The sequence below is a fragment of the Tenacibaculum sp. MAR_2009_124 genome, assembly GCF_900105455.1.
Classification (GTDB): domain Bacteria; phylum Bacteroidota; class Bacteroidia; order Flavobacteriales; family Flavobacteriaceae; genus Polaribacter.
This window is the reverse complement of sequence record NZ_FNSF01000005.1, coordinates 216,216-238,615: the sequence shown is the minus strand read 5'-3', so window position 1 is coordinate 238,615 and position 22,400 is coordinate 216,216. Positions and strand designations below refer to the sequence as shown.

The window sequence follows — 22,400 nt, the reverse complement described above, 5'->3', positions numbered from 1 at the left end:
ATTTGAAGATATTATATTTAGAAATTCTGAAGAAAAAGCTAACACTTAATAAACTATACCGAATTGAAAAAATCGCTTAATTTTTTAGTTTCACTACTACTGAAAAAAAATAAAATATCGTTTGACAAGGATGAGTTAAGTTTTCAAATAGAAAGTCATCCTTCTTATCCAAGTTTACATGCAATAACTGGAGTTCTGGACCATTTCAATATAGAAAATGTAGCAGCTGAGGTTCCGGCAACAGAAGATATTTTAGGACAACTACCCGATATTTTCTTAGCTCAAATAAAAACACCTGAAAACGGAGAGGAACTTGTAGTTGTAGAAAGGTCTAAAGAAATAATAACAATAGTAAATATTGAAGGCAAAAAGAAGCTTCAGAGGATAAAGGAGTTTTTGGAGGTGTTCACAGGAATCATTGTTGCCGTGGAGAAAACGGATGAGGTTCAGGTTATTTCAAAATCAGACAATCGAACATTAAAGTATGTAGCATATATTCTTTTGTTTGGTCTTTTCAGCGTTTTAATATTTAAACATTACAACAATGTCTTCAGTGTATTTCATTTACTATTATCTGTAGTTGGATTTATAGTTAGTGTAGCAATTCTAAGGCAAGAGTTTGGGTTGCAAAGTTCAATTGGAGATGCCTTTTGCTCGGAAACTGATGATAAAAAAGATTGTGATGCAGTTCTAACATCAAAAGGAGCTGAAATATTAAAAGGGTTTAAATTAAGTGATTTTAGCATTGTTTATTTCGGAACAATGATACTTTTTACTTTGATTCAAATAGGGAATCCTAACCTAGCATTACTTATTACCTATGCAGCCATACCTGTTACGTTATACTCGATCTATTATCAATACGCAGTTTTAAAAAAATGGTGTTTGTTATGTTTGAGCATTGTAGGGGTTTTATGGTTACAGGCTATAGTGACCTTTTTTATAACACCTCAGTTAGTTTTCGAAATAAATAGCAGCTTATTTTTCGTAGTGATTTCACTGTCATTGTTGGTAGCATGGACTCAGTTAAGACCAATATTAAATGAAGTGATTGATCTGAGAAAGGAAAAAGTAAAGTCGACTAAATTCAAAAGAAATTTTGGGCTTTTCCAAAGCTTGTTAAATAAATCGACTGGTTTGAATACAGCAATAGATGATAGTCAAGAAATTGTTTTTGGAAATTTAGACTCTAATTTAGAGTTGGTCGTTATAACAAACCCATTTTGTGGACATTGTAAACCAGTTCATAAACATATTGAAGAAATTTTACAAAAGTATCCAAATGCAGTTAAGATAAGGGTGAGATTTAATGTAAATACTAGCGATGTTGAAAGTGAATTGGTTAAAATTACTAGTAAACTGATACATATTTATCATGAAAGAGGAAAAGAAACCTGTTTAGTGGCAATGAAGGAGATTTACGAAGAAGGGAACGCAAAGGTATGGCTTAAGAACTGGGGTGAAGATAAAGCTGTATTTGTCGAAGAATTAGAAAGAGAAAAAGATTGGTGTCAAGAAAATGGGATAAATTTTACACCTGAAATTCTTATTAATGGTAAAGCATTTCCTAAGGAATATGATCGGTCAGATTTGGTATTCTTTATAGAAGAACTTGAAGAACAATCAGAAGTTGTGAATTAACAAAATACTGTGGCTAATAGGCCAATTAAAATATTCTTTCGCGAAGAATAGACACATGGAGTGAGTGTCTATAATTTTCACTCTATAACCTAACCAAATTTTATTAATTATGAAAAAAAGTATATTAAACTTAGGAGAAGTATTGACTTCAGAAACTCAAAAAAGTATTCAAGGAGGAGGAGGATTTGTATGCAGAGCAGGCTATTTTAATAGTAAAGACACTTGTCGCCGTGGACATCATCCGCATCCAGTATACGGAGTGTCTATTTGTTGTCGAGCATACTAATATATAACGTAATATAAGATTATTTTTTTTTGAAAAAATTTCCGAACTATAAACAAACTGAAGCAAAGGATTGCGGTCCAACCTGTATTAAGATCATTGCGAAGTATTATGGTAAAACCATAAATACGCAACAACTTCGTAGCCTAAGTGAAACTACACGAGAAGGAAGTAGTTTATTAGGTTTAAGTGAGGCTGTAGAATCTATAGGAATCAAGTCTTTAGGTATTAAACTAGCTTTTAGTAAATTAAAAGAAGCTCCACTACCTTGTATTTTGCATTGGAACAAAAACCATTATGTGGTTCTTTATAAAATTAAGAAAGACATAGTTTATATTTCTGACCCTGCCCATGGATTACTTACTTATTCAAAAGATGAATTCATTCAGAACTGGATAGGGAATAATGCTGACGAAAACACTGAAGAAGGTATTGCTCTGTTAGTAGAGCCAACACCCATTTTTTACAGTGAAGAATTTGATCAAGATCAAAAATTTGGCTTTTCATTTATATTTAAATACTTAATTAAGTATAAAAAATTCATTGTTCAGCTTATCATTGGTCTATTAGCGGGAAGTTTATTACAATTAATATTACCTTTTTTAACACAAAGTGTGGTTGATGTTGGAATAAAAAATCAGGATTTAAACTTTGTATACCTGATATTGTTTGCTCAGTTATTTTTGTTTTTAGGAAAAGCTTCGTTAGAAATTATTCGAAGCTGGATATTACTGCATTTGAGTACAAGAATAAACATTTCATTGATTTCTGATTTTTTTATCAAGTTAATGAAATTACCTATTTCTTATTTTGATGTAAGGATGACAGGAGATTTATTGCAAAGAATAAATGATCATAAACGTATTGAAAGAATACTTACAACATCGTCTCTAACGGTATTGTTTTCATTTTTTAACCTAATTATTTTTAGTATTGTCCTTGGGTATTATAGTATGCAAATCTTTGGTGTTTTTGTGCTAGGGAGTGTACTTTACTTCGGGTGGGTTCTTTTCTTCTTTAAAAAGAGAAAAGAATTAGATTACAAAAGGTTTTCACAAGTTAGTGAAGAACAAAGTAAGGTAATTGAGTTGATTAATGGAATGCAAGAGATTAAGCTTCATAATGCCGAAAAGCGCATGCGTTGGAATTGGGAATATGTACAAGCACGATTGTTTAAAGTCGCCACGAAGAGTTTAGCGCTAGAGCAAACTCAAAGTGTCGGGTCAAATTTCATAAATGAGTTAAAGAACATGTTCATTACAATTTTATCGGCGAAGTTGGTAATTGATGGACAAATCACCTTAGGGATGATGATGGCAATAAGTTATATTGTTGGTCAGCTGAATGGTCCAATTGTTCAGCTGATTAACTTTATGAGAGATGTTCAAGATGCACAAATATCATTGGACAGATTGGGTGAAATTCATAATATGGAAGAAGAGGAAAATCATACTGAAGAAAAGATAAGGGTAATTCCTGAAAACGTTTCTATTCAACTTAAAGATGTTACTTTTCGATATACAGGTGGGTTGGAACCAGTTATTAAGAATTTGTCACTTGATATTCCTGCAAATAAAACCACGGCAATTGTGGGAGTAAGTGGTAGTGGTAAAACAACATTAATGAAATTGTTATTAGGTTTTTATAAAACTGATGGAGGTGATATTACTGTGGGTAATTTTAATTTAAAAAACCTTTCTCAACAGGAATGGAGAAGAAACTGCGGTGTAGTAATGCAAGAAGGTTATGTTTTTAATGATACCATTGCCAAAAATATTGCTGTTGGCGAAGATTATGTAGACAAAGAAAAATTAAACCATGCTATTGATGTAGCGAATATAAGAGATTATATTAATGGTTTACCTTTGGGGTACAATACAAAAATTGGAAGTGAAGGAAGCGGTTTAAGTACAGGGCAAAAACAACGATTATTTATTGCGAGAGCCGTGTATAAAAACCCGAAATTTTTGTTTTTTGATGAAGCGACAAGCGCTTTAGATGCCAATAATGAAAAGGTAATTATGGAAAATTTGAATAAGTTTTTTTCTGATAAAACGGGAGTTGTGATAGCACATCGATTAAGTACTGTAAAAAATGCTCATCAAATAGTAGTGCTTGATAAAGGTAAAATTATTGAAAAAGGAAATCACGAAGAGCTTACTAAATTGAAAGGAAGTTATTACCATTTAGTTAAAAATCAATTGAACTTAGGTAAGTAAGATTATTAACGAGAGAAAGGAAATCATAAATATAATACGAAGTAATTGAATAAAGTTTTATGCCAGAAAATAATTCTGATATTGAAATAAGGAGCGAAGAAGTACAAGAAATCCTTTCCTACATGCCTAACTGGATGATCCGTTGGGGAAATACCTTGTTACTTTTGCTAATATTGATGTTATTGTTTATTTCGTGGTTTGTGAAATATCCAGATGTAATATCTACTCAGGTAATGGTTACTACCGCGTCTCCACCAGAAAAAATATATGCAAAAACTGGAGGTCAGTTTGAGGTTTTTTTAACCACGGAAGGAGAAAAAGTAAAAAGTGGTGATGTATTAGCTGTAATAGATAATAGTTCTCTATATCAAGATGTTTTATTGTTAAAAGGTGTGGTAGATACCGTTTCAACAAATCAAGATGTATTCCAATTTCCTATAGAGAAGTTGCCACCGCTAATTTTAGGGGATATCACAACTAGTTTTGCTCAATTTGAAAATGATTATTCGGACTATGTACTTAATGAAAAACTAACGCCATTTAAGTCAGAAACCTTCGCCAATAGAATGTCTGTTATTGAAGCGAAAGTGAGACTTCAAAATCTGTTATCCCAAAAAGAATTGAATATGAGAGAGCTAAGATTTAAGGATACAGATATTAAAAGAAGTAGAAAAATGTTTCTTGAAGGAGTTATTTCTGAAAAGGACAAAGAGCAAAAAGAAATAGAGTATCTTCAAGCAAAACGAGCGTATAAGAGTTTAGAGAGTTCTATTTCTCAGATCCGAGAACTAATTAGTAATTCAGCTAAGAATTTAGAAGGAACTTCTATAAAAAAGACGCAAAATGACGTGCGTTTAAAAAAGAAGGCTATACAGTCATTTTTGTATCTAAAAAAAGCTATTAAAGACTGGGAAAAGACCTATGCTTTGAAGTCTTCTATTAATGGAGAGGTTTCCTTTTTGTCATTTTGGAATAAAAACCAAACAGTAAAGTCAGGAGATTTAATTTTTACCATTATCCCGGGTAAAAGTGATGCATTTATTGGTAAGATAAAGGCACCGGTTGCGAATTCAGGTAAAATTAAGAAAGGGCAGAAAGTTCAAATAAAACTTTTTAACTATCCTTCGGATGAGTTTGGAGAATTAAACGGGAAAGTGAAATCTATTTCGCCGGTTCCCGACGCAGAGGGTAAATATTTAATTGATGTCTTATTGCCTAAAGAATTAGTAACTACTTACGATAAGAAGATTGATTTTAAGCAGGAAATGCAAGGTAGCGCGGATATCGTTACTGAAGATTTAAGACTTATTGAAAGGTTTTTTTATCAACTTAAAAAGATTATTAAATAACACAGTTTTTTTAGTTAAAACTCTCTTGAGCAGAGTTTGTAAGAGCCAAATTTATTTATGAAATATTTAATATTTTTTTGGCTTTTTGAAGGTAACAATTAAACAATTGTATCGTTTAACTATTGTTACTTAGGATAATGCTGTTCCTTTTCAAGAGCTAATTGATTGGTTTTTGAAGAGTCTTCAATATGACATTTCATGTAACCGATAATTAATAAAAATAAAAATAATGAAAAACCAAATTTCAAATTTAGGAAAGGTTCTTTCAAAGAAGGATCTAATAAATATATGCGGAGCCGCGAATGGTTCGAGGTGTCAAAGTTTAAATAGTAACAGATGTGAAAATACAAGTGGCTGCGTTTGGGATTGCTATCAATGTATTGAAGATCGACCTCATTTTCCTTCTTGCTAAGAATGAAATACAAAAAAATAGACATAGACCTGGAATGTCTTTAAATGATCTGGGTGAAAATTAACCTAATATTAAAACTTTTCATTATGAAAAACCAAATTTCTAGTTTAGGAAAACTACTAAAAAAAACTGAACAAGTAACAATTAACGGAGGTAGAAAGCAATGTAAGCCTCGTTGGAGTCAGGTGTGCCTTGATTGGGGGAATCACTGTTCTGAAAGCGAGTGCGCTTATGGTGGTCCGATAGATTAATTACACTACTAAAAACAAAAAAGCCTCCATTCGGAGGCTTTTTATTAATATATAAAATGATTTGTATCTTATTTTATTTCTTTAAAACGATCTACACTCGTATTTAACCATTTTTCATAGCTCTCTTTGTCTGTGTATTGTTCAGGAGTATTTAATACTTCTAAATCCGGACTTAAAGCAACATAAAAAGGTTGCGAGGCAATCTTAAAGTTGGCTGTTTGCAATGTAGCCCACTTGTCACCGTAAGTTCTAATTCTCTTTAATTTACCATTTGGTTTAATATAGTCGAATTGTTCGTCTTTAGGAAGCATTCTTTGGTGATCATCAACGTATAATGAGATGATTACAAACTCGTTACTTAAAATTTTATAAACATCTGGTTGACTCCAAATATTCTCCTCCATTTTTCGACAGTTAACACATGCCCATCCTGTAAAATCTAAAATCACGGGTTTGTTAACTTGTTTTGCATAAGCGATACCTTCATCTATGTCTTTAAAACAATCTAGGTTTAAAGGACATTGATTATCACCTTGTTTATAAATACTATGGAATTTCGGTGGAGCAAATCCACTTAATAATTTACTTTGATCCCAAGTAGGTTTTTGCAAAACTCCAGGAGCTAAATATCCAGCTACACCTAAAATCATAAGACCTATTAAAACTCGGAACATAGAAACTTTTCCATATTTCTTTCCTATAAATCCAAATAAATAGAGTGCCATCAATAAGGCTAATAAGGCCCAAATCCCAATAAACACCTCTCTTTTAAGAATATTCCAGTGTCCAACTAAATCGGCATTCGATAAGAACTTAAATGCAAGTGCCAATTCTAAGAAACCTAAAGTTACTTTAACTGTATTTAACCAGCTACCCGATCTAGGCATTTTAGCCATCCATTTAGGGAAGTTAGCAAAAACTGCAAAAGGTAAAGCTAAGGCAAGTCCGAATCCAACCATTCCGGCGGTTAACAACATTGCTCCTCCATCAGAAGACAAAGATCCCGCTAGTAACGAACCTAAAATTGGTCCAGTACAAGAGAAAGATACAATGGCTAATGTTAATGCCATGAAGAATATACCTAAAACACCTCCAATACCAGAAGCACTGTCCGCTTTATTGGTCCAAGATGCTGGTAGTGTTAATTCATATAATCCGAAAAATGAACCTGCAAAGAATACCAAAACAACAAAAAAGAAAATATTTAACCAGATATTTGTCGATATATTGTTTAGTATTTCGGGATCCAAGCTGTCTAAGAAATGGAAAGGTAAGCTTAAAAGCCCGTAAATAAGGACGATAAATAAACCATATAATATTGCATTTCCAGAGCTTTGAACTTTTTTCTCATTTTTCTTTGTAAAGAAAGAAACCGTTAAAGGAATCATTGGGAATACACAAGGAGTTAAGAATGCTAATAAACCTCCAACAAATCCAAGTAAGAATATATTTAAAAGACTACTGTTTTTTTCGTCAGTTTCTTCAGAAGCTTCACTTCTTAACATTACCTCATTTTTCAAATCTAATTTTAAAGATTCAGATAATGATTTACTTCTGTCATCCAGCTCAGTCGTAGTTTGAACTACTTCTCCTCCTTTAAGCGAAAATCCAAATGTAAAATCTTCATCGAAAGGTAAACAGTACTCTTTACAAACTTGAGCATCAAGATTAAGAGTGATTTTTGTTAAGGTAGAATCTTGTACAGTAATACGCTGTATAAGTGTCGCCTCGTCCATAAAAAAGATTTCATCTTTTCCCCAGATTTCACTAAATTCACTTTCAGTTTCACTTTCGGTTGCTTTTCCAACTAAAGTATAACCAGTTTCTCCTTCTGCTGGAGAAATAGTCATTGGTAAAGAAGCATCCTCGGGATTGTATTGAGAGTATAAATGCCAATCTTCAGCAATCGAAATTTCGAAGATCAAGTCATATTCTGTGTCTGATACTTTTTTAACTGTAGGATTTACCTCTAAAGGTGCGTCATCAGTCTGGGAGAAAGTAACAAAACCTATAAAAAACAAAATCAGAGTAATGAGTTTTTTCATTCTATAATAGTTTACAGGGGTTGATATATACATATTTGTAAAATACTGGCTGAACCTTTTAAAGGCAAAAATCTGCGGTCTTGCCTTTTACCAATAATCCAAATTACTTCATTTTTATTGGAACAAAGCAACCATGTATTTTGTTTTGCTATTAATGATAATTTCTCGTCTTTTAAATATTTACTAACCTTCTTTTTTCCCTTCATTCCTTTAGGATAAATCAGGTCTCCGGCTTTGCATTTACGCACAGTCAGGGGGTAATTTAGTAAATTTTTGTCAACATAAATAGACTTTTTGCCTAAAAATGTTGTTTTTTGAACGTTTTTAAATAACAAACTTATAGGCTCTGAGATAGTTAGAGTGTCGCTGTTTATAGCAAACTTCTGGGTGTCAGGGGATGTAAGTTTATAAGGTGGTAAAAGTAATAAAAAATCTCTGTCTTTTAGTAAAGTATGTGATTTTGTTGCAATTAATTTGCCATTTTCAGCTTCAACAAGGGTATTTACATCATTCCATTCCGTAAATCCGTAGGGACGAAGGATTTGATATAAATAAGCATCTGGGCTTGATAGCTCTTTAAGTTTTTTAATGTTTATTTTTAATGTATCTCCTTCTTTTTCAGTAATTTCTAGGGTTGTTTCCTTAGTTTTGTCGTTTATAATTCGTTGCCCTTGTTTTAAATATTTTAAAGTGTTTCCAAACGATTTTAATAAACTCGGATTAATTTCTTTTAAAACAGGAACAACGGTGTGACGAAGTTTATTTCTAACGTATTTTGTCTCGGAATTACTTGCATCTTCTCTCCAAGAAATATGATTTTCAGTCGCATAAAGCTCAATTTCTTCTCTTGAAAACGGTAAAAAAGGCCGTAAAATGTAATCATTTCGTTCTGGAATTCCAGTTAACCCATCCAAGCCACTTCCTCTTGAAAGGTTAATTAAAAATGTTTCTAAATTATCATCCGCATGATGTGCAGTGATAAGATAATCGTAGCCGTTATTTTTTACTAAAGAATCAAACCATTCGTATCTAAGTTCTCTTGCTGCAATTTGAGTTGATAATTTTCGTTTTGAAGCGTATTCTAAAGTATTGAACTTTGTGATATGGGTTTCAAGCTCTAGCTCTTTTCCTAAATTATGAATAAACTGCTCGTCATCATTACTTTCTTTATTTCTGAGCTGAAAATTGCAATGTGCCAGTGATATTTTATAAGAGAGCTTCTTTAGAATGTGGGCAGCGACCACACTATCAATCCCTCCTGATATAGCAATTAATATATTTTTTCCAGTTAAAAATGGGAAATTAGAAATTAAATGTTCGGCAAGTTTGTGCTCCATATAATTTAGATTTGAGTATTTAACCAATGAGTAACATCAGTTAATAATTCTTCTTTACAAAGATCGTTTTGAAGTTCATGATAGCCTCCTTCGTATATTTTGATAGTTGTTAAATTAGAATTTTCAGCGAACTCTTGCGAGCCTTTATAATCGATAATTTTATCTTCAGTTCCATGTAATATGAACATAGGGGTTTTTAATGAATTAGCGTTTGAAATGGCCCATTCTCCAGCGTCAATAAAGCTCAGTGAAAAATTAGGACTTACCTTATCATGAACTAATGGATCATCAACATATTTTTGAACTTCAATAGGATCTCTCGAAATATCGTTGGCGTCCAATTCATTTCCAAGCGTAATCGAAGGAGCTATTTTTTGCATTAATTTTCCTAAAGTTAACTTCCAAGCAGGTGGTTCAAAGGCAAGTCTTAAAAAAGGACTTGTGGCAATAACGCCCTTAATATTACTTTTTCTTTTAAGGGAATAATTAATAACAGCATTTCCTCCCATAGAATGACCATATAAAAAAGTTGGAAGAACTCCGAACAATGCTTCTGATTTCTTAATAAGTTCAGTAATACTATCCAATACATATGAATACCCTGGGTTATGACCTCGTTTACCTTTTGTATTTCCATGACCAAAGTGATCAAAAGCAATAACTGCGAAATTATTCTTTACGAACGTGTTCGCAACATGTTCATAACGACCAGAATGTTCGCCCATACCATGAATTATAACTATTACGGCCTTTGCTTTTTCAGGGTGCCAATATTGTCCGAAAAATGTGGTTTCATGAAATGGGTATGTAAAGCTTTTGTGTGTCATCGTATTTTGTTAAATAGTTGGTTAACTTATCGACTCAAAGTAGTTAAAATGAAAGGATTTATCAAATATATTTATGAAACACTTAAGAATTCAATAGAACGTATTTCATCGCTTTCGCTTTTAATAAGCATTCTTCATATTCTTTTTCGGGAGTTGATTTCGCCGTAATTGCTCCACCAACGGAGAAGGAAATGTATTTATTAGCTGAATTATACAAAATACTTCTAATAACAACATTGAAATCAAAGTCGCCACTAGGAGTAAAGTATCCAACAGTACCCGAGTATAACCCTCTTTTACTTTCCTCTAAGTTCTCTATGATTTCCATTGCGGAAATTTTTGGAGCTCCTGTCATACTACCCATAGGAAAGGTGTCTCGAATGACGTCGACTGGATGCCTTGTTGGCTCAATAGTAGAGGTTATTGTTGATATCATTTGATGCACTTGCTTAAATGAATATACTTTGCATAATTCTTCCACTTGAACACTACCTTTCTCAGCTGTTCGTGATAAATCGTTTCTCACTAAATCAACAATCATAATGTTTTCGGAACGCTCTTTATCATCTCTTGATAAGTCAAATGCAATTTTTTCATCATCAATTTTATTAATTAGCCTTTTGGCGGTTCCTTTGATAGGTTGAGATATTATTTTACGATCCTCTTTTTTAATGTATCGTTCTGGGGAAGCCGACAGCAAATATTGATTTTCATTTCTGAAAAATGTGGCAAAAGGAGGTTCTGATATTGCATTTAAATGTGTGTAAATATCGTAAGGGTCAATTTCAGTGTTTTCAACATAAAATTCTTGACAGAAATTGGCTTCGTAAATATCTCCTCTATGAATATGCTCTAAGATTTTGTTGACTTTTTGGTGATATTCATCTTTGTGAATTCTCAGTTTTATTTTTACTGAATCATTGCCGTTATTAGGTCTCTTTTCGTAGTTGATAAGAGTTGGATTCGCTTGAAAAATCTCTTCAAAATCTTCTTCTAGCTCATCATCAATCATATTTAAATAATGAAACTCGACAGTTTTACCTTTGATTAGGATTAACTTTTGAGGTTGAAAGAAAAATAAATCAGGAAAATGAAGCCCATCGAAATTCTTAGACTGTAATTCTTCAACATCATTTTTGACATCGTAAGAAATATAACCAAAAATATAATCTTTAGTGTATGATTGATATTCTTTTAACTTATCAAAACCATTGTAATAATCTGTTTTAATAGAAGTAAACTCTTCTACAGCCAATGCACAATCAAACGAGCTATATTTTTGATTGTAATTGTTAGAGTCTAGCCAAACTGCAGTTTCGTATTGTTTCGACCATCCAAAAAGTTTGTTTTTAAACTCAGTTGGGTTGTCTATAGAAAAATTTCGAATCACTCTTTGCATTGCGCAAAAATAAGAAACCCACAGTAAACTTGATAACATGAAAAAATGAAACTTAAATAACCTAGTTTCTTTTTACTACATTTATGCCTATAAACATCCTTTTATGATTAAAAAATGGTTTAACAATATCGGACCTGGTACTCTGGTAGCGGCTGCCTTTATTGGTCCAGGAACGGTCACGCTCTGTACATTGGCCGGTGTTAATTTTGGAACACATCTTTTATGGGCTATGTTGTTATCGATATTTGCAACAATAGTATTACAAGAAATGGCGGCGCGACTAGGAATTGTTTCGCAAAGAGGATTGTCAGAGGTATTACGACATGAAATAGTGAAACCAGGTCTTCGAAATTTTATGATGTTGCTCATTTTATCAGCAATTGTTATTGGTAATGCAGCTTATGAAGCTGGAAATATAAGTGGAGGTGTTTTAGGTTTGGAAACGATATTAGGAAGCATAACAGTGGATTTTGGAAGTTTTTCATTAAATATGTTAAGCTTTTCTATAGGGGTTATCGCTTTCATATTATTATTCCTCGGGAATTATAAAGTATTGGAAAAGATCTTGGTAGTACTTGTTTTACTGATGAGTGTTTCTTTTGTTATTACTGCTATTATAACAAAACCAGATATAATAGAAGTAGTAAAAGGAATGTTAGTGCCTTCGTTTCCAGATAATAGTTTGTTTATGATTATTGGACTTATTGGAACGACAGTGGTACCATATAACTTGTTTTTGCATGCTTCTTTAGTAAAAGAAAAATGGAAAAGTGATAAAGATTTATCACATGCTAAAAAAGACACGTTTATTTCCATTATACTAGGAGGGCTGGTGTCTATGGCTATTATTATTTCTGCGGCTGGAATACCTTCTGGAAGTATTAATAATGGAGCGGATTTAGCGCTAGGCTTAGAACCATTGTATGGGGCTTTTGCCAAATACTTTTTGGCGATAGGGTTGTTTGCGGCTGGTATTACATCGGCAATAACTGCTCCTTTAGCAGCTGCCTTCGTTGCAAAAGGTTGTTTAGGATGGGAAGACAATATGAAATCGTTAAGGTTCAGGTGTGTTTGGGGTGGTATTTTATTTTTAGGAGTATTATTTTCTTCAATAGGCATTAAACCTATAGAAATTATCAAGTTTGCTCAGGTGGCTAACGGAATGTTATTACCTATTATTGTTGGCGTTTTACTGTGGGTAATGAATAAAAAAACGATACTAGGTGAACATAGTAATACGAAAATTCAAAATCTTTTTGGACTTTGTATTTTGGTAATCACCATATTTTTGGGACTTCGTAGCATTTTAAAGGTCTTTAATATACTTTAATGAATATAGATATTAATTGTGATGTTGGTGAAGGAGTCGGTAATGAAGCTCAGTTATTACCATTTATTTCATCATGCAATATTGCTTGTGGAGGGCATGCTGGAGATGAGAAAACTATTGACAAAGTGCTCAAGTTAGCAAAGCTATACAATGTAAAGGTTGGTGCTCATCCGTCATTTCCTGATAGAGAAAATTTTGGTAGAAAGGTGATGGATATTTCTTTAAGTGAACTAAAAAAGAGCCTTGAGGTTCAAGTAATGGTTCTGAAAGAAAGAACTGAATATTATAAGAAAAGCTTGCATCATGTAAAGGCTCATGGAGCTTTATATAATCTCACTGCAACGGATAAAAAAATGGCAGAATTGGTGGTTGATGTGGTTTTGAAATGTTCCCCTGATTCCTTTTTATATGTTCCTTATCAATCTGAAATTTCCGAGATAGCAAAACAGAAAGGCTTGCAATTAAGGGTTGAAGCTTTTGCGGATAGAAACTATAATGAAGATTTAACCCTTGTTGCAAGGAGTAATGTTCAGGCGTTAATTCATCGTAAAGAAGAGGTTTTCTCTCATCTGTTGAGTATGATTGAAAAGAATAAAGTAAGAACAATTACGGGAAAAGAATTGCCAATAAAGGCCGATACTTTTTGCATTCATGGAGATAGTAAAAATGCTGATGTATTGGTGAAATATTTGTTTGATGAATTCAAAAAATTAAATATAAAAATAGACAAGTTGATTTATTAAAATTGAAGGAATTTATTATTACATATAAACGTTTCGGAGAAAAAGCCATTTTGATTGAATGGGAAAGAAGAGTGGATGAATCTATATTGGTGGATATAATCAACTTTAAAAATAAAATTATTGATTCAGAGAGTTTCGAGTTAAATGATTTGGTACTTGGGTATCATTCGTTAACACTTATTTTTAATAATGAGTTGAATGATTATGAAAGTTTGCGTGAGAATTTGGAAAAAGTACGGAAAACAAGAGTAGTTTCTGAAAAAAGGCAGAAAGTACTATGGAAAATACCTGTATGTTACGAATCGAAATTTGGAATTGATTTAGAAGAAATGTCTACTGGTAAAAACATATCGATGGACCAGTTAATAAAACTTCATACCGATCGTGCTTACACAATATATTTTATTGGTTTTTTACCTGGGTTTTTATACTTAGGTGGTTTAGAAGAAACACTTCATACCAATCGTAAGGCGAACCCGAGATTAAAAGTAGAGAAGGGATCAGTAGCGATAGGAGGAAGTCAAACAGGAGTGTATCCAATGGACAGTCCTGGTGGTTGGAATATTATTGGAAGAACACCCGTTCCTTTTTTTGATTTGAATAAAGAAAACCCCTGTTTTGCGAAATCGGGAGATCGTTTACAGTTTTATCCTATAACAGAATTGCAGTACATTGAGATTCAAAAAGAATTGACTTTAGGTGTATATAATTTGAAAAGAGAATTGTTATGATAAAGGTACTTTCCCCAGGGTTTTATGCCGCCATGCAGGATTTAGGAAGAATTGGATATCGAACTATGGGGGTTCCAATTTCGGGAGTTATGGATTCCTATTCTGCAAAATTAGCAAATATGTTGCTAGAGAATAGTTTAAATGAAGCTGTTTTAGAAGTGTTTTTTGGAGGTGTTCGATTAAAATTTTTAGAAGATAGTTATTTGTGTATTTCTGGCGCTGATTTTTCGGTTGAACTAAACGATGAATCCATAAAATTAAACGCCCCTTTTTTAGCGACCAAAGGAAGTGAATTAAAGTTTGGTAAAAGAAAGTATGGAGCAAGGTCTTACGTGGCAGTTAAAGGAGGTCTTGATGTGGAGAAAGTATTGGGAAGTAGGAGTTGGTATCAAGGGATTACATCGCGAATGAAGTTGGAAAAAGAAATGAAGATACCTCTAAATACGAAAGCGAAATATAGTTGGGGTAAGGAAAGAGGTGTTCTTAAAACACCAAAAGATCATTTTTTATCTGAAGAAATAGAATGCTCACGAGGGCCAGAGTTTGATCTGCTATCCTCTGATCTCGAAGAGGTGCTAGTTGCTCAACAATTCACGATATCAGGAGATAATAGCAGAATGGGCTACCGTTTAAAGGAGGGGATCCCAAACAATTTGGAATCGATGTTAACCTCTGCTGTTTTACCTGGAACGGTGCAGTTAACACCTTCGGGAAAATTAGTGGTTTTGATGAGGGATTGTCAAGTTACAGGTGGCTATCCAAGAGTTTTACAGTTAACTGAAGAAGGAATAAACAGACTTGCTCAGAAAACAACCAATGATACATTACGATTTGTTCTAAAATAAAAGAACCTCACATTGAATCAATATGAGGTTTCTATAATATAAAGTTTATTTGTTACTACTCTTTAGTAACTTCCTTTTTGATTTTTATTTCAGCATTTTCAAGCTCCTTAGAAAGCTCTTCAGCTTTCTTCTCAATTTCCTCAACGGTTCCTTTTAATTCTTTTGTTTCAGTTACTGTTTTGCCGTCTTTTGTGGTAGTTGTAGTAACAGTAGCCGTTGCATTGTCAGCAGTAGCTGCTTTTACCTTTACTTTCACTTCTTTTTTGATCGCTTGACTGCCAGTATGGTCACCAGAAGAATGCCCTCCTAAAATTGGAGCAATCACTAAACCAATTAAACAAGTTAATTTAATTAAGATGTTCATTGAAGGACCTGAAGTATCTTTAAAAGGATCACCCACAGTATCTCCTGTAACAGCGGCTTTATGTGCGTCTGATCCTTTATAGGTCATTTCGCCATTTATTTCAACACCTGCTTCGAAAGATTTTTTAGCATTATCCCATGCACCTCCGGCATTATTTTGAAATATAGCCCACATAACTCCAGATACACAAACACCAGCCATATAACCTCCTAAAGGTTCTGGACCAAATATTAAACCAATAATAATAGGTGTTATAATAGTGATTAATCCAGGTAATAACATTTCTCTTAAGGCTGCTTTTGTTGAAATGTCAACACATTTGGCATATTCAGGAGTTCCAGTTCCTTCCATAATCCCAGGAATTTCTTTGAACTGTCTACGAACTTCATGTACCATTTCCATAGCTGCTTTTCCAACAGATTGCATGGCTAAGGCAGAAAAAATAACAGGAATCATTCCTCCAACGAATAAAGCAGCTAAAACATCTGCTTTAAAAATATTAATTCCGTCAATACCAGTAAAAGTTACATAAGCTGCGAATAATGCTAAGGCTGTTAAAGCAGCCGAGGCAATAGCAAACCCTTTACCAACAGCAGCTGTTGTATTTCCAACTGAATCTAAAATATCAGTACGTTCACGAACATGTTCTTCCAGTTCGCTCATTTCAGCAACACCTCCTGCATTATCTGCAATAGGTCCAAAGGCATCGATAGCTAATTGCATAGCGGTGGTTGCCATCATTGCAGAAGCCGCTAGAGCGACACCATAAAAACCTGCAAAATAATACGATCCGTAAATTGCTGCAGCAAATAATAATACCGATAAAAAGGTAGATTTCATTCCTACAGCCAAACCAGCAATAATGTTTGTTCCAGCACCGGTGGCACTATTTTGAACAATGTCTAAAACAGGTTTTTTTCCAAGACTTGTATAGTAAGCAGTAACTATTGAAATTAAGGCGCCAACAGCGAGTCCAATACAAGCTGACCAAAACACGTTGATAGAAGCAACATCTTTAATACCTTCTCCAAAGAAGCTCATTTTTAAAGTTTCTGGAAGCATCAATTCAATTAAGAAATAACTTGCTGCCAAGGTAATAATAATAGAAACCCAGTTACCTAGGTCTAAAGCTTTTTGAACTTGTGGCTCTTTTGCTGTGTTATCTTTTATTCCTACTAAAAATGTTCCAATAATAGATGCAATGATTCCTACCCCAGCAATAACTAAAGGTAAAAGTATTGGACCTAATCCATTAAAATCATCGGTATACGGAATACTTAAAGACATATCGCGAATAACATAGTTTCCTAAAACCATAGCGGCTAAAACAGTAGCCACATACGATCCGAATAAATCAGCTCCCATACCAGCAACATCTCCAACGTTGTCTCCAACATTATCGGCAATAGTGGCTGGGTTTCTTGGGTCATCCTCTGGGATTCCAGCTTCTACCTTTCCAACCAAGTCGGCTCCAACATCAGCGGCTTTTGTATAGATACCTCCACCAACTCTTGCAAAAAGAGCGATAGATTCAGCTCCTAATGAAAAACCTGCCAGTGCTTCTAAAACAACGGTCATTTCGTTGTAAAAGTTACCACCATCAGTAATAAATTGATTGAGGAATAATAGAAAGAATAATCCTAAACCTAAAACAGCTAAACCAGCAACCCCCAATCCCATAACGGTTCCACCTCCAAATGATACTTTTAGCGCTTGTGGTAAACTAGTTTTGGCGGCCTCAGCGGTACGAGCATTTGCATCGGTAGCAATTCTCATTCCTATATTTCCAGCCAAGGCTGAAAAGATTGCTCCAATGATAAATGCTGGAACAATCATAATGCTTGTGGTTTCTACTATTTGAGAGATACCGAATAGGGCTAGAGAAGCCACAACTACGAAAATTAATAGAAGACGGTATTCGGCAGCTAAAAAGGCAAGAGCTCCTTCTTTGATACTTTTTGAAATAGCTTGCATTTTTTCATTACCCGCATCTTGTTTTTTAACCCAAACCATTTTTATGTACATAAAAATAAGTCCTATTAATGCCAAAATAATGGGCACATAAACCATGTTTTGTTTCATGTTTTTTGTTATTTGATTAGTTATAGTTTTGGTAAATATAACTAAATCAACGGGTAATAAAAAAACTCTCAGAATTTTCTGAGAGTTTTTAATATTGTTGTATTAGCGTTTGCTTAGATAATAAAGCTTTCTTTTTTACTATGCTCGCTTTCTGTATAACGATCGATACATTTTTGAAGGATGTCATATGCTTCGTTTGCATCTCCCCAATCTCCAACATCAACCTTTTTCTTTTCAAGATCTTTATATACTTGGAAGAAATGAGTGATTTCCTCTTTTCTATGCGGATTTAAATCAGAAAGGTCATTGTATTTATTCCAAATAGGATCTGAAACAGGAACACAAACTATTTTTTCATCCGGACCTTTTTCATCAGCCATATGGAAAACACCAATTGGTTTTACTTCCATTACACACATTGGAAAAGTTGGTTCTGCACCTAAAACTAATACATCTAAAGGATCTCCATCTAATGCTAAGGTTTCTGGAATAAATCCGTAATCACCAGGATACATCATTGAAGAGAATAACATTCTATCAAAACGAATTTTTTTTAATTCGAAATCATATTCATATTTGTTTCTACTTCCTTTAGGTATTTCAATTAAAACATCTACTGTTTGTTTTTCTTTTGCAGTCATATTGTTTATTAACTTATCTTCGTTTTCTAAAATAGGTGTGCAAAAGTAGCTATTTTTTGCCGTTTTTTATGTAGAAAACGCTGTTATTTTATAGTTAAATCTATGGTTATAAGCCCGGTTTGATACCGATTCTAATTGCAAACTTAGGTGTTGGAGAAACCAATGCTCCAGCAGGAGGCGTATAATTACTTCTCCAAATAGCATCAATACGTAAAAAACGTAGATTTCCATACCCTATATTTTCAATTCCGACACCGTACTCATAATATAAATCGTTAGGAGTGTTATAGTTGATGTTTGATCGACTCAAAGCTTTATTTTCATCAGAGATGCTACCATACGCCGCTCTAAACGTAACCAAACTTCTAAGTTTTAATTTTTTCAATAAAGGAATTCGATTAAAGATGAAACCATTAAAATGATGTTCTAAATGGGTTGCAGCATAAGTATCAGTAACAAAATCATAATAGTTAAGTAAAGTAAAAGTGTTTTTTACTAACGAGAGCGATTGGTTAGCTGGAATTGGGTTTAACAAACCAATAGGAACCGCACCAAAAGTTTTACCTCCTTCAAATGTAGCGTCTAATAATCCTAGCTCGCCTAAAAGTATAGGGTGATTATATTTAAACTGAATTTTATCGTAACTATGCGTACCGTTGAAAGGGCCTTTATAACCTTTTCTATAGTTTAAAACGAAAGTAGGGAAAATGTTTCGCCCAAATCTTCGCTCCACGCCTAAACCATAAACAAAACGTCCAGGAGTATACGAAACATAAATGTCAGAAGCTACATCAGTTATTTGCGATTGTAAAGTACCATTTTGATCAATATAGCTCATAGAAAAATCGGCTTCAGAAGCGGAACGAATTCTTGAATGAGAGAGGTTGAAACCAACATGTAAATTTAGTTTTACCTGGTAGTCAAAATTCGTGGCTATTTTGCGAACTTTCGATAAAAAGAAGTTGTCTCCTCGATTGAACAAGGCAGTTGTTCCAAAAGTATTTCCTAAAAGTTGTGTAGTATTTAACAAATTACTTCCTAATTGCTCTATATCATTCTGATAGGCTACACCAACGGCAATTCTCGGTTGGTATGATAGTAAGTATCTGGTCTCTAAACCATATTTAAATTTCTTATCCTTAAAGCCATAAGCAATATGTCCACCAACTCTAAAGCGATCATCTTTTGTTTTAAAAGTTCTAAAGCCAATTTTTGTTCTAAAACCTTCTACTTGATTATTAGCAAATAAGGTCCAAAGAGGTCCTATTTGAATGTTTCCTCCGGTATTCAAATAACCATTAGCAACTGTGTTGATGAAGCCAGTAATGGTTTTAATTTTTTTCTTCTTTTTAACGCTGCTAATTAAACTGTAAGTATCTTCATCAACAATTTTTCCTGATTTTTCCCAGAAGGTTTCATCCCTTTTAAACTGATCAGGTCTAATTTTTTCTAAAGACTTTAAATAGAAGTCGTCAGGTTTAGGTTTGTCTAAAATATAATCGTTAAAGGTTACGGTTTTCTTTATCGTTAAACCTTTGTTAGTTTCGTTTTTATCGACAAGCGTAAAATCTCCATCATAGGTGTTTTTGGTAGGTAAGTAAATACTATCGTTTTTTACTTCGAATTCCTTGTCAAAACTTAAGCCTCTAACAAAGTTTAAGTTAATGCTTTTATGAACTGCCATTTTTATTCTTCTGACAGAGTAGTTTTTGTCAGCAATCCATACGTTTCCTTGAAAAGCTAAGTCTCCATTTCTTCTTGGAAAGAAATAAATATTGTAAAGTTTTTGATCGTTTTTTACAATGCTATCGTATAAAACATAGTCATAAGTAGCAAAACCATTTGAAGACAAAGGGCTTACGAATGATTTTTGAAGGAGTCTGATATTGTTTCTAAAAATATCAACATTTTGAAATGTATTGGACATTCTATCAAAAACAAAGCCTTGCGCTCCTAACCCTTCTTCTTTTTCAGCTTTTATATCTTCTCTTATGCGGTCGTTTTTAGTATCACCATAAACTTTAGTGATTTTTTCTTGAAGGTAAATAGGGATATAATAGTTAATGCCGTCACTATCATATTTCACTTGTTTAATGTCTTTATTATAGCTTTTTTTAAAAACGCTTTTGAGGAAAACAGTGTCTAGGTTGTTTAATCCGATTTCAATTGCTGTATGCTTCTTGTACTCGTAATGATCAACTAAGTTTAAGCCTAGCTTTCGCTTCCGTTTCCATAACTCTTTTAATATTTTGTAAGCAGGGTTCTCCTCTTTTTTTAAGCGTTTTTTTGGTTTTGTAACAACAACTACTTCCTCTAGTTGATTAGATTCTTCTTTAAGAACAATGTTTAAGTATTTTGTTTTTTCACTAACCCGAACGGTTTGTGTTTCAAATCCAACAAATGATATTTCTAAAATACCTCTATACTTTTTCGTTTTCAAATAGAACTTTCCATCATCGTCAGTTACCGTTCCGTGTGTTGTCTTTTGAAGAACAACATTTACAAAAGGTAAAGGATTGTCAAATTCATCAACAACTTTTCCTTTTAATGTGAGTTGTGCACTTACCGAGGTGGTTATAAGGATGAGTAAGTGTAAAATTTTATTTTTCATTATCTTTTTTACCGCAAAATCCTTTTGATTATTGCAATCAAAAGGATTTAAAATTATTTTTTAGTTAAGTAAGTTTATTTAATATACATTACTTCTTTAACTGCTTTTACAACATCGTTGGAATTTGGTAACCACTTTTCAAATAAAACAGGAGAATATGGAGCTGGTGTGTCAGCTGTTGTAATTCTCTTGATTGGAGCATCTAAATGATCGAATGCTTCATCTTGAACTCTGTATGTTATTTCTGAAGAAACACTTGCAAAAGGCCAAGCTTCTTCTAAAACAACAAGCCTGTTGGTTTTCTTAACAGACTCTAAAATGGTTTTATGATCCATAGGGCGAACGGTACGTAAGTCGATAATTTCTATTGAAATACCTTCCTTTGCTAGCTCGTCTGCCGCTTTATAAGCCTCTTTAATGATCTTTCCAAAAGAAACAACAGTAACGTCAGTTCCTTCTCGTTTGATATCGGCCACTCCAATTGGAATAATGTATTCTCCTTCTGGAATTTCCATCTTATCACCATACATCTGCTCTGATTCCATAAAAATAACTGGATCGTCATCACGTATAGCAGCTTTTAACAAGCCTTTCGCATCATAAGGGTTTGAAGGAACGATTACCTTTAAGCCAGGACAATTAGCAAACCAATTTTCAAAGGCTTGAGAGTGTGTTGCAGCTAGTTGACCCGCAGAAGCAGTTGGCCCTCTAAAAACAATTGGGCAGTTAAATTGCCCACCACTCATTTGTCTGATTTTAGCAGCGTTGTTAATGATTTGATCAATTCCTACCAAAGAGAAATTAAAAGTCATGTACTCTACAATCGGACGATTTCCGTTCATTGCAGAACCAACAGCAATACCACCAAAACCTAATTCAGCAATAGGAGCGTCAATAACGCGTTTTTCTCCAAACTCATCAAGCATTCCTTTACTTGCTTTATAAGCACCATTATACTCAGCAACCTCTTCTCCAATCAAATAAATGGTTTCGTCTCTGCGCATTTCCTCACTCATCGCTTCGCAAACGGCCTCTCTAAATTGTACTGTTTTCATACGTTTTATAAGTAGTTGTTTATCAAGATTGCAAAAGTAATAAAAATAGATGTAAAAAAATTATATTTGTCTGTTATAAAAGATGTATAAAAATGTTAAAGGCTATGATTGAACTGTTAAAGAGAGGCTTTCCTTTAAAATTATACTTAATTATAAACGGTTTGTTTTTGTTAAAGTATGCCTCAAGGCAAAACCATATATCTGAATTTGTTGTTCTTATCGTCTATATCCTTTC

18 protein-coding genes are annotated in these 22,400 nt (G+C 33.5%); 10 read left to right on the top strand and 8 right to left on the bottom strand.

The features are described from left to right. Nucleotides 1-63: 63 nt before the first annotated feature. From BLW23_RS11865 to BLW23_RS23235, 6 genes are all read left to right on the top strand, one after another. Nucleotides 64-1,641: a vitamin K epoxide reductase family protein gene (locus BLW23_RS11865; RefSeq protein ID WP_093670103.1), complete on the top strand. Its 1,578-nt coding sequence runs from the start codon at nucleotides 64-66 to the stop codon at nucleotides 1,639-1,641. A 109-nt stretch (nucleotides 1,642-1,750) separates the two neighbouring features. Beyond that, nucleotides 1,751-1,927 carry a hypothetical protein gene (locus BLW23_RS23240; protein WP_176829808.1) on the top strand — a complete coding sequence of 59 codons (177 nt, stop codon included), beginning with the start codon at nucleotides 1,751-1,753 and terminating at the stop codon, nucleotides 1,925-1,927. A 29-nt stretch (nucleotides 1,928-1,956) separates the two neighbouring features. Beyond that, nucleotides 1,957-4,143, top strand: a complete 2,187-nt coding sequence (locus tag BLW23_RS11860; RefSeq protein WP_093670101.1) for a peptidase domain-containing ABC transporter — start codon at nucleotides 1,957-1,959, stop codon at nucleotides 4,141-4,143. A gap of 59 nt (nucleotides 4,144-4,202) precedes the next feature. Next, nucleotides 4,203-5,492 (top strand): HlyD family secretion protein, encoded by a 1,290-nt coding sequence (locus BLW23_RS11855; protein ID WP_093670099.1) that lies wholly within the window; start codon nucleotides 4,203-4,205, stop codon nucleotides 5,490-5,492. Between the two features lie 229 nt (nucleotides 5,493-5,721). Then, entirely contained in the window at nucleotides 5,722-5,904 is a 183-nt protein-coding gene (locus BLW23_RS23035) for a hypothetical protein (RefSeq protein WP_143032161.1), read from the top strand. 86 nt (nucleotides 5,905-5,990) lie between these two features. Then, nucleotides 5,991-6,155, top strand: coding sequence for a hypothetical protein (locus BLW23_RS23235; RefSeq protein WP_176829807.1), 165 nt, complete (start codon nucleotides 5,991-5,993; stop codon nucleotides 6,153-6,155). A 68-nt stretch (nucleotides 6,156-6,223) separates the two neighbouring features. Here the strand turns inward: BLW23_RS23235 and BLW23_RS11845 are convergent, their stop codons facing one another. From BLW23_RS11845 to pabB, 4 genes are all read right to left on the bottom strand, one after another. Further along, nucleotides 6,224-8,200: a protein-disulfide reductase DsbD family protein gene (locus tag BLW23_RS11845; RefSeq protein ID WP_093671768.1), complete on the bottom strand. Its 1,977-nt coding sequence runs from the start codon at nucleotides 8,198-8,200 to the stop codon at nucleotides 6,224-6,226. 11 nt (nucleotides 8,201-8,211) lie between these two features. Then, nucleotides 8,212-9,537: a tRNA lysidine(34) synthetase TilS gene (tilS, locus tag BLW23_RS11840; protein WP_093671766.1), complete on the bottom strand. Its 1,326-nt coding sequence runs from the start codon at nucleotides 9,535-9,537 to the stop codon at nucleotides 8,212-8,214. Nucleotides 9,538-9,542: 5 nt separating this feature from the next. Next, the gene (locus BLW23_RS11835; RefSeq protein WP_093670095.1) at nucleotides 9,543-10,364 is read right to left on the bottom strand and encodes an alpha/beta hydrolase; all 822 of its coding nucleotides are present in this window, start codon (nucleotides 10,362-10,364) and stop codon (nucleotides 9,543-9,545) included. Nucleotides 10,365-10,446: 82 nt separating this feature from the next. Further along, a complete protein-coding gene (gene pabB, locus BLW23_RS11830) occupies nucleotides 10,447-11,763 on the bottom strand; it encodes an aminodeoxychorismate synthase component I (RefSeq protein WP_093670093.1) in 1,317 nt (438 codons plus the stop codon). Between the two features lie 103 nt (nucleotides 11,764-11,866). Here pabB and BLW23_RS11825 point away from each other — a divergent pair, with 103 nt between their 5' ends. The 4 genes from BLW23_RS11825 to BLW23_RS11810 are packed head-to-tail and all read left to right on the top strand — an operon-like array spanning nucleotide 11,867 to nucleotide 15,412. Next, the gene (locus BLW23_RS11825) at nucleotides 11,867-13,093 is read left to right on the top strand and encodes an Nramp family divalent metal transporter (RefSeq protein ID WP_093670091.1); all 1,227 of its coding nucleotides are present in this window, start codon (nucleotides 11,867-11,869) and stop codon (nucleotides 13,091-13,093) included. Continuing rightward, nucleotides 13,093-13,836 (top strand): 5-oxoprolinase subunit PxpA, encoded by a 744-nt coding sequence (pxpA, locus tag BLW23_RS11820; protein ID WP_093670089.1) that lies wholly within the window; start codon nucleotides 13,093-13,095, stop codon nucleotides 13,834-13,836. The genes BLW23_RS11825 and pxpA overlap by 1 nt, the downstream gene beginning before the upstream one ends. Before the next feature lie 2 nt (nucleotides 13,837-13,838). Next, a complete protein-coding gene (gene pxpB, locus BLW23_RS11815; RefSeq protein WP_093670087.1) occupies nucleotides 13,839-14,567 on the top strand; it encodes a 5-oxoprolinase subunit PxpB in 729 nt (242 codons plus the stop codon). Next, nucleotides 14,564-15,412: a 5-oxoprolinase subunit C family protein gene (locus BLW23_RS11810; RefSeq protein ID WP_093670085.1), complete on the top strand. Its 849-nt coding sequence runs from the start codon at nucleotides 14,564-14,566 to the stop codon at nucleotides 15,410-15,412. Before pxpB ends, BLW23_RS11810 begins: the two co-directional genes overlap by 4 nt. Nucleotides 15,413-15,467: 55 nt before the next feature. Here BLW23_RS11810 and BLW23_RS11805 read toward each other — a convergent pair whose 3' ends face one another. The 4 genes from BLW23_RS11805 to BLW23_RS11790 form a co-directional block, all read right to left on the bottom strand. After that, entirely contained in the window at nucleotides 15,468-17,858 is a 2,391-nt protein-coding gene (locus tag BLW23_RS11805) for a sodium-translocating pyrophosphatase (protein WP_093670083.1), read from the bottom strand. 113 nt (nucleotides 17,859-17,971) lie between these two features. Next, nucleotides 17,972-18,499, bottom strand: coding sequence for an inorganic diphosphatase (locus tag BLW23_RS11800; protein WP_093670081.1), 528 nt, complete (start codon nucleotides 18,497-18,499; stop codon nucleotides 17,972-17,974). Nucleotides 18,500-18,605: 106 nt separating this feature from the next. Continuing rightward, the gene (locus BLW23_RS11795) at nucleotides 18,606-21,110 is read right to left on the bottom strand and encodes a DUF5686 family protein (protein WP_093670079.1); all 2,505 of its coding nucleotides are present in this window, start codon (nucleotides 21,108-21,110) and stop codon (nucleotides 18,606-18,608) included. Nucleotides 21,111-21,184: 74 nt separating this feature from the next. After that, a complete protein-coding gene (locus BLW23_RS11790; protein ID WP_093670076.1) occupies nucleotides 21,185-22,165 on the bottom strand; it encodes a pyruvate dehydrogenase complex E1 component subunit beta in 981 nt (326 codons plus the stop codon). Nucleotides 22,166-22,400 lie beyond the last annotated feature (235 nt).

Bases quoted from the DNA above. Each gene is read 5' to 3' on its own strand.
- BLW23_RS23240 (WP_176829808.1), top strand. From the start codon at position 1,751: ATGAAAAAAAGTATATTAAACTTAGGAGAAGTATTGACTTCAGAAACT.
- BLW23_RS11855 (WP_093670099.1), top strand. From the start codon at position 4,203: ATGCCAGAAAATAATTCTGATATTGAAATAAGGAGCGAAGAAGTACAA.
- BLW23_RS23035 (WP_143032161.1), top strand. From the start codon at position 5,722: ATGAAAAACCAAATTTCAAATTTAGGAAAGGTTCTTTCAAAGAAGGAT.
- BLW23_RS23235 (WP_176829807.1), top strand. From the start codon at position 5,991: ATGAAAAACCAAATTTCTAGTTTAGGAAAACTACTAAAAAAAACTGAA.
- BLW23_RS11845 (WP_093671768.1), bottom strand. From the start codon at position 8,200: ATGAAAAAACTCATTACTCTGATTTTGTTTTTTATAGGTTTTGTTACT.
- tilS (WP_093671766.1), bottom strand. From the start codon at position 9,537: ATGGAGCACAAACTTGCCGAACATTTAATTTCTAATTTCCCATTTTTA.
- BLW23_RS11835 (WP_093670095.1), bottom strand. From the start codon at position 10,364: ATGACACACAAAAGCTTTACATACCCATTTCATGAAACCACATTTTTC.
- pabB (WP_093670093.1), bottom strand. From the start codon at position 11,763: ATGCAAAGAGTGATTCGAAATTTTTCTATAGACAACCCAACTGAGTTT.
- BLW23_RS11825 (WP_093670091.1), top strand. From the start codon at position 11,867: ATGATTAAAAAATGGTTTAACAATATCGGACCTGGTACTCTGGTAGCG.
- pxpA (WP_093670089.1), top strand. From the start codon at position 13,093: ATGAATATAGATATTAATTGTGATGTTGGTGAAGGAGTCGGTAATGAA.
- BLW23_RS11810 (WP_093670085.1), top strand. From the start codon at position 14,564: ATGATAAAGGTACTTTCCCCAGGGTTTTATGCCGCCATGCAGGATTTA.
- BLW23_RS11805 (WP_093670083.1), bottom strand. From the start codon at position 17,858: ATGAAACAAAACATGGTTTATGTGCCCATTATTTTGGCATTAATAGGA.
- BLW23_RS11800 (WP_093670081.1), bottom strand. From the start codon at position 18,499: ATGACTGCAAAAGAAAAACAAACAGTAGATGTTTTAATTGAAATACCT.
- BLW23_RS11795 (WP_093670079.1), bottom strand. From the start codon at position 21,110: ATGAAAAATAAAATTTTACACTTACTCATCCTTATAACCACCTCGGTA.
- BLW23_RS11790 (WP_093670076.1), bottom strand. From the start codon at position 22,165: ATGAAAACAGTACAATTTAGAGAGGCCGTTTGCGAAGCGATGAGTGAG.